Source organism: Methanobrevibacter sp. (assembly GCF_045636185.1).
Classification (GTDB): domain Archaea; phylum Methanobacteriota; class Methanobacteria; order Methanobacteriales; family Methanobacteriaceae; genus Methanocatella.
This window is the reverse complement of the sequence record NZ_JAZTXC010000039.1, coordinates 1-11,062: the sequence shown is the minus strand read 5'-3', so window position 1 is coordinate 11,062 and position 11,062 is coordinate 1. Positions and strand designations below refer to the sequence as shown.

Sequence of the window (11,062 nt, the reverse complement as noted above, 5' to 3'; positions counted from 1 at the left end):
ACTATTTTTTAATCATTTAAATTAGAATCAAAGAAAAATTAGAGAGTATTTTCATCGAAGTGAAATTTCAACTGTAAAAAATAAAATTTGAAAGAAGCCTATAAAATTTTACAGACTCATTTTTAGAAGAATTTTTTATTTTTTTTATTTGAATTTTTTTATATTATTTTTTTCAAGTTCTGTTAATCAAAAAGTATAAATTATAGTATGAACTTAAAGTTTAAATTGGTTGAAAATTATACTATTAACCATATTAATTTTATAAAGGTAATTATCATGAATCATAAAAAAATCATATTAGTGGGTGCTATTTCAGGTTTAGTCACCATATTAACCTATATTTTAGGTATAGCTGGTACTCTTATTGGTTCAGTCCTTTTTTCCGTTCTTTATACTATGCTTTCTGAAGCATTGGAGGATCCGGTTTCTAAAACAACTTTTAGTCCGGATTTTGAATGGGATATTGTATATGTGATTCCATTGATAGTTATAGCTTTTATTCAATTATTATTAATTTTGGCTTTGCTGGCAGAAATTGGAATTTTACCATACTTTTTTGATAAATTCTTTTTAACAATTCAGGGTTTGGCAGATAATAATTTATATAGATTATTAGGTTTCGCATTATTATTTATTAGTGCATATCCTATTGTACTAAAACCAAATGTTGTTAAAAAGGAGCATGGTATGATTTTAGCTATTGTTGGATTGATATTTCTTGCCCGTGGATTTGTGGACTTAGGAAATTCCATTACAGATGTTTATGATGGAATATTCATCCATTTCGATTTGCCTATAGCTATTATTGCATTTTTATTAATTTCATTTGTTATATTTAGGATTTTAAAGTTAGCAAATCAATCCGAAAGGGATTTTAAACAAAACCAACATGCGGATGCAGGTTATGTTTATACGAACCAAAGAAAACGAAATGTTCAAAGGCAAGCTCCTAGAAGAGTAGAGGAGTATAGTAATGAGCCTAAACAACATCGCAATATTAACAATCGTCCTAATGCTAATCAAAGAAAATTTAGAAAACATATTAATGAATCTTCAAATCAAATACGATTTGAATCAAATGACTTACTGGATGATTATAAAAGATAGATAGCATGTCTAAGAAAAACAAAACATTAAAGGAGATTTTGGATTTAATATTGTATGAAAATCCTGCTACTCAAGATGAAATTGCTCAGCGTCTTGGCATTTCACGCAGATATGTGACTCAATTAATACAGCCATTAATTAAAGAGGGTACTATTAAAAGAGCTTATAGTATTGACATGAAGAGTTATGAAAAAATTGTTGAATCATTAGGGGAATATGTAACTCCAAATAATGTTTCAGGAAATGTTTTGATTAATGACATGTTATTCAACATGGCAAAACATGTTCATGCTCAGCTTGAAATGTCATTTGATGCTATTTTAGAATCTGATGAGAATAAAGCCAATAATGCTTTAGAAATGGATTATGCTACAAATAATATGGTGGAAAAAATCAGAACATCTGTAGAGACTATTGTAAGTATTAATCAGCATTCCGAATTTTCAAAATCTGTTTTGTATAATGAAGTTGCATATGATTTGGAACGTATTGGAGACTACTGCGGTCATATTGCGAAATTTGTAATTAATGATGTATATGAAGTTGGTAATGACATTCTTAGAAAGTTAAAGAAAATGTATAAGACTGCTCAAAAAATGCTTCGTTTATCCATGTCTGCTTTTTTGGAAGGTCGTACTGATATAAAAGATGATATTATGGAATTAGAAGAATCAATACATATTCTTCAAGCTAAATCTATTAATTTGATTGCAACTCAAATGGCTGAAAGTTCATTTGATGAAAAAGAACGTTCTAATTACTTTATTTATTTATTTAGGGTAATTAAAGCTTTTGAACGTATTGGTGATATTTCTGTTGAAATTAAGGATGTAGCTATTGAATTTCATGATAATATTCCAAGGCCTACTACTCCACGTACTTTTAGATTGAATTAATTTTTCCAATTTTTCTTAATTATTATGCCATTTAAATTCTTGATTCTAGAGGTTTTAAAAATAATGGTTGCTGTTAACCATTTATTTTAATTGTACATTAATCATAAAATTGTTGATGGTTTGTTATATAATTTATTACTTGGATTATGTTATCTGCATGTGGTGATATAATTATATTATTTTTGTAAAAATTTTTAGAAAATAAATTTTAAAAGAATCTAGTTATCATAGATTCTTCCGGTGGCATGCCTGTCTGCCCAGCATTGGATACAAACTCCAATTGGAAGGCCTGCAGTATGGGTATGTGCTTTTAATATTTTCACATCTAAAGTGGTTGTTTTTCCGCCAAGTCCCATTGGTCCTATTCCTGATGCATTAATTTCAGCTAGAATTTCCTCTTCTAATTTAGCTATTTCAGAATCAGGATTTCTTTCACCTACTTTTCCAAGCAATGCTTTTTTACCTAATTTTAAACATAAATCTGAAGTTCCTCCAATACCTACACCGACTACTGTTGGAGGGCATGGTTTTCCTTTAGCTTTAAGAACTGATTCTACTACAAATTCTTTTATTCCTTCAATACCTTCGGCAGGCAATGCCATTTTTAAAGCATTATTGTTCTCTGAACCAAATCCTTTAGGTAAAATGGTTATTTCAAGATAATCCTCATCAATTAATTCAATATCTATTGGTGGTATGTAATCTCCAACATTGATGTTTGTATTCTTACGGGATAATGGATCTACGATATTTGGCCTTATTGGAATTTCTTCTGTTGCTTTTTTAATTCCTTCTTCTATTCCTTGGCGTAAGTTTTCAACTTCAACATTACCTAGTTTCACAAAAACGACAGGAAGGCCAGTATCTTGACACATCGGAATGCCCTTTTCCTCTGCAATTTCAATATTTTTTAAAATAGCTTCAATATTCAATCTGGCTAAATCATGTTCTTCTATCTCAAGTGCATCTTCAAGCGCTTTTTTTACATCGTCACCGAGAACAATAACTGCCTCTTTATATAATTCATAAACTTTATCTCTAATAGTATCTTTAGTAATCAAAATAAAAACCCTGTAAAATTTAGTTAATACTATTTTTTGTTTTAAAGGATTATAAATATTTCAGTTAAATGTGAATAGCTCCAATAGGGCAAACATCTTCACATTGTTTGCATCTATCACATTTTTCTTCATTAATGGTAATAGCTCCACCTAATACTTCAATAGCATTATTTGGACATTCTTTTAGGCATGGTGCTTCTGATGGTTGGCAGTTCATACAAAATAAAGAAGGTGTGTCAACTTCTTTAAGTTGACAATCACTTTCACAAGTTTTACAATTTAAACAATTCATAGAATTATTCCTATTCATCTAGGGCCAGTCTAGCTCTAGCTTGACTTGTAATCACGTGGACAAAGCCACCTTTTTTCTGATCTGGTTCGTAAATTCCTGCAAGTTTAGACAAGAATTTTTGCTGATTTTTGGCTTTAATTTTAGCCGGATCAACAACTGAAATAGCTCTTTTAGTACATGCTTTGATACATGCAGGGCCTTCTTCTCTGTCAGCACATAAATCACATTTTTCAGCAATGCTTGCTGTGTAAGTCATTGCGCCGAATGGACAAACCATTACACATAATCCACAACCGATACATTTTGTTGTATCAACTTTTTCGTCTGAAATAGCATCGGTTGGACAGATTTTAATACAAGGTGCACTTTCACAATGTTGACATACAATACCATAGAAGGAGGATTTATGTTCTATGATTTTTATTCTAGCTGCTGTATGAACAGATGCACACATGTTTTCACAGTTGAGACATCCATCACACATATTACTATTTACGGAAATTTTTTCCATAGTTTTCCTCCTATAATCCTAATTCACTGCATTGTGCGTCTACGTATTTTTGTATTTTTTCGATTTGTTCATCTTGCAAGTGTCTGAATCTTTTTTGTTGTGATAAGTATTCTTTTACAGGTTTTCTTTCTTCAGGTGTAAAAGTAATACTGAATTCACCGTTTTCAATTTCATATAATATCCAAGATCCAGTTTCTACAGCTAATCTGCCCATTTCAATTGTTTTTTCAGAAGGATATCCCCAACCGGTTGTACATGGTTGTTGTAAGTGTATATAAGCAGGACCTTCGATTGAAGCTGCTTTTTTAACTTTGTTTACAAAGTCTTCTGGGTATGCAATTGATGCTGTAGCTACATATGGAATTCCATGTGCTGCCATAATCATAGGCATATCTTTTTTAGGTTTATCTTCTCCGAAACTTGCACTACCTTGTGGTGAAGTAGTTGTTGTTGCACCAAAAGGAGTTGCTCCACTTCTTTGAATACCTGTATTCATATATGCTTCATTATCGTAACAAATGTATAGCATGTTGTGTCCTCTTTCCATAGCTCCTGAAAGGGATTGTAGACCAATATCTACAGTTCCTCCGTCACCACCGAAAGCAACAACATTTACATCATCTTTTCCTTGTATTCTTAATGCAGCTTCAACACCGGATGCAACAGCACCTGAGTTTTCAAATGCTACATGAATAAATGGAACTTCCCATGCAGATTCTGGGTATGGTGTAGTCATAACTTCAAGACATCCTGTAGCAGAAATAGCTACAGTATTTTCGCCTAAAGCATTAAGAGCTAATTTTACACCAATAGATGCTCCACAACCAGCACATCCTCTGTGTCCTGGTGCTAATAAATCTTTATCTGGTATATCTACCATATCTATTCCTCCTTAAGTCCTATCCAGGTTACATCTTTTTCTGGCACTTTTGTTTTTTCATATGCTTCTAATATGTATTCTGGGGTTATGTCTCTTCCACCTAAACCGGCAACGAATCCATATATTTCTTTGTCAATTTTAACTTTCATATCAGCATAAAGTGCTCCACCAATTCCAAATGAGAAGTTTTTATCAATAACAGCTATTTTATCACAATTTTTGACTGCTTCGTTAATTGCTTCAACTGGGAATGGTCTGTAAGCTCTAATTTTAAGTAAACCTACTTTTTCACCTTGGTCTCTTAATTGATCAACAATTCCTCTAATTGTACTACAAAGTGATCCCATTGCAACAAATATAATGTCAGCATCTTCGGTTTTGTAGGGTTCAACAAGACCATATTGTCTTCCGAATATTTCTGCAAATTCATCACAAGTTTTTTGAATAACTTCGATTGAATTATCCATTGCAACTTGCATCGCATATCTTGCTTCAGTATAATAGTCTGGGTCAGCAAAGTTACCAATAGACATTGGTTCTTTCGGATCAAGGTATGCATGTTCTGGAACGTATGGAGGTAAAAACTTATCTACACTTTCTTGATCTGGAATTTCTACCGGTTCAACTGTATGTGTTAAAATAAATCCATCTAAACATACCATTGATGGAAGCAATACATCAGGATTTTCTGAAATTTTGTAAGCCATTAAAGTGGTATCTAATGCTTCTTGAGCATTTTCAACATAAATTTGTAACCATCCAGCATCTCTTTGAGCAATGGAGTCTTGTTGATCATTCCAAATATTTAATGGAGCAGAAATTGCCCTATTTGCATCAGCTAAAACGAATGGTGTTCTCATACCAGCCGCTGCAAATAAAATTTCGTGCATTAACATTAATCCTTGTGAAGATGTTGCTGTAAATACTCTTACTCCAGCACCACTAGCTCCAACAGCAGCACTTATTGCACTGTGTTCTGATTCTACTTTTACATATTTAGCAGCAATTTTTTCATCAGCAACATACTGTGCTAAATATTCTGATATTGTAGTTTGTGGAGTAATTGGATAAACAGGAATAACTTGTGGTTTAGCTAATCTAACAGCTTCTGCAACTGCTTTATTTGAGGTCATTACTTCTTTTACCATCTAATCACTCTCTTTTATTCTTTTACCATTTCAATTGCATCGGAAGGACATTCGTGTGCACAAATTCCACATCCTTTACAGAAATCGTAATCTATATCATGTTGTTTATTCACACTACCGTCTGGACAAAAGATAATACAATTATCACAATCAATACATTTTTCTTTATCTAAAATTGGTTTGAAAGTTCTCCAGCTTCCGGTTTTGTTATTTCTACTATTACCTGGGTTTTTAATTACACATCCTATACTTACCATATTAATCCCCCTATCCCATATCATAAGCTTTTTTAGTAGCTTCTACATTTAATTCTCCAACTTTTCCTGGGAATGTTTCCGCAATCACTTCAAGAAGTGAATCAATACTTACTGCCTGGGTCTTTTTAGCGAAAAATCCTAAAATAATAGTATTTACAATGTTACGACCTAACATATCTAATGCAATTCCAGTTGCGTCAATACTGTGGACTTCATGTGCCCCACTACCTTCAAAGGTTTCGGTATTTATAATAACTTCAGTACTGTCTTTTATTCCTGAAAATACATCTACTACATTCAATAATCCGTCATCTAAAACTAATACATAGTCCGGATTATAGACCTGATATCTCAAGTCTATCGGCTTGTCATCAATTCTTGTGAAAGCCATAACTGGAGCCCCTCTACGTTCTACTCCAAAAAATGGAAAAGCTTGTGAATATTTACCGTCTTTGAATGCTGCTTTAGCCAAAATTTCAGCAGCGGTTACGGAACCTTGTCCACCTCTTCCATGGAAACGAATTTCAATCATTAATTTTTCCTCCATATATTTATCATGTATAATCATTATAAATTACAAAATATATAAATCTTATGTTATATTTTTTATTTTACAATACTTTTGTTTAAATTTTAATTAATAATGCTTGTATTCCTTGTTATTTTTTTAACAGTTATCTTTTAGTTTAATAAAGAATTATTAAAAAGATTTAACATTATCTAATTACTTTAATGATTTGTTGTTTTTTCAAAGATTTAATATAATATAATAATTATAATATAAGTTTGAGGAGTTACTATGAAAGTTTTAATAATTACAGGAAATTTGGCATATCCGTTAATAAAAAATGTGGTTTCAGGTTCATCCCAAGATGTTATTGTTCATATTGCTGATACACAAGTTGCAGCTTTCTTAACTCCAAACATGATTATAAAAGAAGTAAAAACTTATTTTAAAGATCAATTGGATGATATTGATTTGATTTTGGTTCCTGGTTTAATAAAAAAAGGTACACGTGAAATAACAAAAGAACTTGGAATTCCAACATTTAAGGGGTCTACTGATGGGGCAGATTTAGCTATGGTTTTAAATTTGCTCGATAATATTGAACTATCTGAAGATAAACCTGCAGATAAATTGATTGAAGAAGAAAAACGAAAAAAAGCATTCAAAATTATTGAAGACTTTGAAAATGACACTGAAAATATTGAAAAACTTCTTCAAAAACCAAATAATATTATGGTTGGCAAATTGCCTGTTGGTGAAGATTTTCCTATGAGGGTTTTAGCAGAAATAGCCAATGCACCGTTTTTATCAAAAGAAGCATTAATCAATAAATGCAAATACTTTGTTGACTGTGGTGCGGACATGATTGATATTGGAATGGCCGCAGGTGAAGACTTTTCAGAAAAGATTCCGGAATTAATTAATACATTAAGGCCCATTGTAGGTGACAGACCGTTAAGTATAGACACATTAAATGCTGATGAAATTATAGTAGCTGCCGAAAATGGAATAGATTTTGTTTTAAGTGTGGATTTGGGTAATCAATCCAAAGTAGCTCCTTTATTAAAGGAAAAGGGAATTCCTGCTGTATTTCTTCCAACTAATTTTAGTGAAGGAATTACACCAAAGACTCCTGAAGAAAGGGTTGAATTCATGAATCAGTTAATTGAAGACACTGATGGCTTGAAGTATGTTGCTGATTTGATATTGGATCCCGTTAACAGTGCAAGTATTGTTGATTCAATTATTGCATTTAGGGATTTTCATGAAGATAACAAAGCACCAATGTTTTTCGGTGTAGGTAATGTAATTGAATTAATGGATGCCGATTCTGGTGGAGCAAACGTATTATTGGCAGGAATAGGTATGGAACTAGGTGTAAGCATATTATTTACTCCAGAAGAAAGTGGAAAAACTAGGGGCAGCGTTTATGAGCTTTCGACTGCATCCAAAATGATGTTTCTTGCAAAGCATAGAAAATCCATACCAAAAGATTTGGGAATTAATCTTGTTGCATTTAAGGATAAGCATAAGAGAAATGATGTTATTGAAAATGAATTGGATGGGATTCCACATGCTAAATTATCCGAGCCTTTGAGATTTATCCGAGATAAAGCAGGCAGTTTTAGAATTAATGTAGATTATGGAACTACTGTAAGCGAAAGCAGAATTATTGCAACTCATTTTAAGAAAAATACTGCAGATTTAGTAATTGTTGGAAAAACTGCAAAACAAGTATATGAAGAAATAATAAAAAAAGATCTTGTTACCCGTATGGAACATGCTGCATATCTTGGAAGTGAACTTCAAAAAGCTGAAATTGCAATGATTACGGGTAAAGATTATGTTCAGGATTTTGAATTATTCAAAAACCCTGACCAATTTAAAAATTAATTTTTTTAGCCATCTATAATATCCCAGTCGCGTGAAGGTTCAGGAGTAGGTGTAGGTGTGCTGCCACCACCGGAATCACTGCCGCCGGAATCACTGCCGCCGGATGATGAGCCGCCAGAATCACTACTGCCACCGCCGGATGATGAGCCACCGGATGAGCTTCCACTACTGGAAGATGAACTTGAACTACTACTGGAACTTTGGGTATTACTGTTACTGTTTCCATTTAAAAATGAAAACGGATTGTTATCAGAATTATTTCCTGAGTGATTTCCAGTATGATTTACATCAGTAATATTATTTGTTGTACTGTTGGTGTTGCTGGTATAAACAAAAGCACCCATTGTTAATAGAATTAGTGCTACAACAATAATCAAAATAACAATATTATCAAACTTCATTCTCACCCTCCATTTATATATTATTACTATTTTATATTCATTAATGTATTTAACTTTTTTCATAACATTTAAATTAGATTTATTATATAATTTAATTAAGTAAAATTTGATTGGTGTTTAAATTTGCAAAGTGAAGAATTAAGTATTAAAGATATTGATAAGGCTCTTTTGGAAGAGCAATATGTTTCTAATAAAGAAATATCAACTACTTTGTTTTTATCTTTTTTATTAGCTAAGCCTATGTTAATTGAAGGTCCTCCGGGTGTTGGTAAAACAGAACTTGCAAAAGTTGTTGCAAAAACTTTTGATAGGGATTTCTTTAGAATTCAATGTTATGAAGGAATTACTTTTGAACAGATTGTTGGTGAATGGAACTATCAAAAACAATTGTTGCACTTGGAGGCCGCAAAAAATACTGAAGCTAAAGAAGATACCATATTCGAAGAGGAATATTTTATAAGAAGGTCACTTTTAAATGCTTTTCTAAATGAAAAGGATTCAGTTTTGCTTATTGATGAAATCGATAAAGCTGATGAAGAAGTTGAAAGCTTTCTGCTCCAGGCATTGGGTGAACAGGAAATTACTATCAATGATTTAGGCACATTTCAATTACAAAATGATTTAATTGTTATTTTAACATCAAACTCACAAAGATCACTATTGGATGAAACAAAAGACAGATGTTTGTTCCTATATATTCCTTATCCTAGTGTTGAAAGGGAAACTGAAATCGTCAAATCCAAACTTCCAGAGGCTGATGACGAAACAGTTTCAAAAGTTGTTAAAATTGTTCATGAGATTAGAAATCTTAATTTACTTAAGAAGCCTTCTGTCAGAGGAACTGTGGATTGGGTAAAATCAGTTTCAAGTTTAAATAGTCGAAATACAACAGAAGCTATGAAAGAGAGTGTTGGTGTAGCCATTAAAACTGAAAGTGATAAAAAACGTGTCATTAAAGATGTCCTAGACAGGAAATATTAAAATGGTAAATAAAATAGTTAATTTATCTAATCAATTGAGAGAAGCAGGCCTGCCAGTCAGCATTAGAAGTACTTTTTCAGCAAGTGAGGTTTATCTTGAACTTGGTGAAACCGATAGGGATTTGCTTAGAACTGCCTTACGGGCAATTTATGTTAAGGATAAATATGATATTCCTAAATTCAACAAGATTTTTGAAGAGATTTTCAAAAAAGAAAAGGTAAAGTCTGAAGCAGATGAGATGCTGGAAAGAGGTAAGGCATACAGAGGCACAGGGCCAAAATCCAATAAATATGTTATTAAAAAGCAGAATAGTGCTTATAAGAAGGTTCAGAAAGAAAAAATGAACAATGAAAAGTTAAAAATGTTGTCAGGCCAGCCATTACTGGATGAAGTAAAAGAACTTGAACGCGATGGGGAACTGATGAACAAGGATTTAACCAAACTCAATAGATTTGACCCAAGAATGCTTGAAATCTGTCAAAGATTAGGTAGAAGAATAGCCAACAAACGTTCAAGACGTAAAATCCAATCATCTTCACATAAAATAGATATGCGCAGAACTATTCGTGCCAATCTGAAATATGGTGGCGTACCAATCGAGCTTGTTAAGGCTAAACCAAGGCCACATAAAAACGAGCATCTTTTCTTGAATGATATCAGCGGATCATGTGAATGGATCAGCAGCTGGTTTTTCATGTTAATGTTTTCTGCACAAACTGCATTCAAACATTCCAGAACTTTTGAATTTGATAATAAAGTTATAGAAACGACTGATGCTTTGAAAGAGGAATACCTTATAGATTCATTTGTAAAGGTTAAAGATTTAAGAGTGAAGAATATGATGGTTCATGGAACATCAGACATGTATTCTGCATTCAAGGCATTTCAGGAAAAGGCAAATTTAAACAATAAGTCTTATGTTATTATATTGTCAGATTGCAGGGATTGGGCAGGCCCTAAACAAAATGGAATACCTGCCAGTGTACATCTGGTGGAAGAGATGGTTCGTGACTCTAAAAAAGTTGTTATACTAAATCCTGAAGATAGAAATAAATGGGATATAGTTGATAGTTGTGTTTCACTCTATGAAGATGCTGGAGCACATGTATTTGAAGTTAATACCCTTA

Annotated in this window: 13 protein-coding genes; 5 read left to right on the top strand and 8 right to left on the bottom strand. The window is 32.4% G+C overall.

The window, feature by feature from the left end; genetic code table 11:
* Positions 1-276: 276 nt before the first annotated feature.
* Entirely contained in the window at positions 277-1,107 is an 831-nt protein-coding gene (locus tag ACKI3Q_RS02615) for a hypothetical protein (protein WP_407413985.1), read from the top strand.
* Between the two features lie 5 nt (positions 1,108-1,112).
* Positions 1,113-2,003 carry a PhoU domain-containing protein gene (locus ACKI3Q_RS02610; RefSeq protein WP_407413983.1) on the top strand — a complete coding sequence of 297 codons (891 nt, stop codon included), beginning with the start codon at positions 1,113-1,115 and terminating at the stop codon, positions 2,001-2,003.
* A 218-nt stretch (positions 2,004-2,221) separates the two neighbouring features.
* Here ACKI3Q_RS02610 and ACKI3Q_RS02605 read toward each other — a convergent pair whose 3' ends face one another.
* From ACKI3Q_RS02605 to ACKI3Q_RS02575, 7 genes are all read right to left on the bottom strand, one after another.
* On the bottom strand, positions 2,222-3,064 hold the full coding sequence (locus ACKI3Q_RS02605; protein ID WP_407413981.1) for a fumarate hydratase: 843 nt from the start codon (positions 3,062-3,064) through the stop codon (positions 2,222-2,224).
* A gap of 64 nt (positions 3,065-3,128) precedes the next feature.
* On the bottom strand, positions 3,129-3,356 hold the full coding sequence (locus ACKI3Q_RS02600) for a 4Fe-4S binding protein (RefSeq protein WP_407413979.1): 228 nt from the start codon (positions 3,354-3,356) through the stop codon (positions 3,129-3,131).
* A gap of 10 nt (positions 3,357-3,366) precedes the next feature.
* Positions 3,367-3,867: a 4Fe-4S dicluster domain-containing protein gene (locus ACKI3Q_RS02595; RefSeq protein ID WP_407413977.1), complete on the bottom strand. Its 501-nt coding sequence runs from the start codon at positions 3,865-3,867 to the stop codon at positions 3,367-3,369.
* A gap of 10 nt (positions 3,868-3,877) precedes the next feature.
* Positions 3,878-4,747 (bottom strand): pyruvate synthase subunit PorB, encoded by an 870-nt coding sequence (gene porB / locus ACKI3Q_RS02590; RefSeq protein WP_296795281.1) that lies wholly within the window; start codon positions 4,745-4,747, stop codon positions 3,878-3,880.
* Positions 4,748-4,749: 2 nt separating this feature from the next.
* Complete coding sequence (gene porA, locus ACKI3Q_RS02585) at positions 4,750-5,895, bottom strand: pyruvate synthase subunit PorA (RefSeq protein ID WP_407413975.1); 1,146 nt, start codon at positions 5,893-5,895, stop codon at positions 4,750-4,752.
* A gap of 14 nt (positions 5,896-5,909) precedes the next feature.
* Positions 5,910-6,152, bottom strand: a complete 243-nt coding sequence (gene porD / locus ACKI3Q_RS02580) for a pyruvate synthase subunit PorD (protein ID WP_407413973.1) — start codon at positions 6,150-6,152, stop codon at positions 5,910-5,912.
* A gap of 10 nt (positions 6,153-6,162) precedes the next feature.
* Positions 6,163-6,684: a pyruvate ferredoxin oxidoreductase subunit gamma gene (locus ACKI3Q_RS02575; protein ID WP_407413971.1), complete on the bottom strand. Its 522-nt coding sequence runs from the start codon at positions 6,682-6,684 to the stop codon at positions 6,163-6,165.
* Between the two features lie 267 nt (positions 6,685-6,951).
* Here ACKI3Q_RS02575 and ACKI3Q_RS02570 point away from each other — a divergent pair, with 267 nt between their 5' ends.
* The gene (locus ACKI3Q_RS02570; RefSeq protein WP_407413969.1) at positions 6,952-8,553 is read left to right on the top strand and encodes a dihydropteroate synthase-like protein; all 1,602 of its coding nucleotides are present in this window, start codon (positions 6,952-6,954) and stop codon (positions 8,551-8,553) included.
* A gap of 5 nt (positions 8,554-8,558) precedes the next feature.
* Here ACKI3Q_RS02570 and ACKI3Q_RS02565 read toward each other — a convergent pair whose 3' ends face one another.
* Positions 8,559-8,954, bottom strand: coding sequence for a hypothetical protein (locus ACKI3Q_RS02565; RefSeq protein WP_407413967.1), 396 nt, complete (start codon positions 8,952-8,954; stop codon positions 8,559-8,561).
* Between the two features lie 123 nt (positions 8,955-9,077).
* On the opposite strand from ACKI3Q_RS02565, the gene ACKI3Q_RS02560 reads away from it, so the two are divergent.
* A complete protein-coding gene (locus ACKI3Q_RS02560) occupies positions 9,078-9,935 on the top strand; it encodes an AAA family ATPase (RefSeq protein WP_407413965.1) in 858 nt (285 codons plus the stop codon).
* 1 nt (position 9,936) lies between these two features.
* Positions 9,937-11,062, top strand: a 1,126-nt coding sequence (locus tag ACKI3Q_RS02555; RefSeq protein ID WP_407413963.1) for a vWA domain-containing protein, incomplete at its 3' end; no start/stop codon positions are given.